At 29.9% G+C, this 1,299-nt stretch carries 1 protein-coding gene; it reads left to right on the top strand.

Features of this window, described 5'->3' with window-relative positions:
• The first annotated feature begins 65 nt into the window (after window positions 1-65).
• A complete protein-coding gene (locus LRA01S_RS10510) occupies window positions 66-1,040 on the top strand; it encodes a TDT family transporter (RefSeq protein WP_061775553.1) in 975 nt (324 codons plus the stop codon).
• Window positions 1,041-1,299: the final 259 nt, after the last annotated feature.

The following is a 1,299-nucleotide window of genomic DNA, read 5'->3' as shown; positions in this document are numbered from 1 at the left end:
AGGTATATTATTAATAGAATCAATTATTTAAGACGAATTAATAAAAAATATAGAAAGAGAAGTTTATGATGTATTCAAAATTCATATCATTTTTAAAACAAATTCCTCTCCCGATATGTGGCTTAATTTTGGGTTTAATATCCTTAGGGAATCTCCTTTACAGTAAAGGTTACCCTATTTTAGGAAATTCTTACGATATGTTAGGTTTATTCCTGATGTTTTTAATTTTGCTCAAGATAGTACTGGCAATGAAACATACAATTTCGACTTTGAATGACCCAATTGTAGCCTCTGTTTCACCAACTTTTACGATGTCTTTAATGTTACTAAGTGTATTTTTAAAACGTTTGTCCGGCTTTAGTCTTCTTGCGAATGTTATTTGGTGGACTGCTTTAATTTTGCATCTTATCTTAATGATGTATTTTATTTATCTTCATGTGCTACCAAAAGAATTAAAAATACATGATGTTTATCCAAGCTGGTTTATTACTTTTGTAGGCATTGGGGTAATATCGGCAACATCACCAGATTTCGGTCTTGAAGTGGGTAAAGTTATGGTTTGGATAACATTACTCTTTTACTTTATTCTTCTTCCCATTGTTATGCATAGAGTTTTCATTTTACGAAAAATGCACAAATCTTTACTTCCTTTGATTACACTCATCACGGCACCAGGTTCACTTGGTTTAGTAGGATACCTCACTGTTGTAGAAGCAAAATCTAAAATATTCGTTATCTTTTTATTTATTTTATCGCAAGCTATCTATTTTATAACTTTAGGCTTGCTGACAAAACTTTTGAGAAGTGCCTTTTATCCTAGTTATGCTGCCTTTACATTTCCTCTCGTTATTTCTGCAACTGCGGTAAATTTAACAAGTAAACTCAGCATTTTTCAGTTCCTGAATTTAGAATTATTAGCGAATATGGAAATCCTTATAGCAATTGCAATCGTTACTTATGTGCTCATCAGATACTGTATTTTTTTAGGTTCAAAATTAATTCAGATTATGTCTGAAAAATATTCCCCTGAAAGTATTTAAAAATAAATTATCGATAAAAATTACCACTAGGTCAATAATCTAGTGGCTTTTTATTTTGCTTTAAAAATAGAGTATATCAAGCTCAATATAGCCTTAAGAAACCCTTTATAAATGAGTCAATAATTTTAAAAAGGCCTATAAAAAAAGGTACACATTGTGTTATAATTAGAATTCTGCGTGCTTTTTTTCTTTAAATAAACCCGAATTGCTAGTTAATTTCATTGGAAAATAAATAAGTCGTGCTATCTTAATCTTAAAC

It is taken from the genome of Pseudolactococcus raffinolactis NBRC 100932 (assembly GCF_001591765.1).
Classification (GTDB): domain Bacteria; phylum Bacillota; class Bacilli; order Lactobacillales; family Streptococcaceae; genus Pseudolactococcus; species Pseudolactococcus raffinolactis.
The sequence above is the reverse complement of the archived record's forward strand: the minus strand, read 5'-3'. Positions and strand labels throughout refer to the sequence as shown.

Excerpts from the sequence above, each read along its gene's own strand:
- LRA01S_RS10510 (WP_061775553.1), top strand. The coding sequence starts at position 66 with ATGATGTATTCAAAATTCATATCATTTTTAAAACAAATTCCTCTCCCG.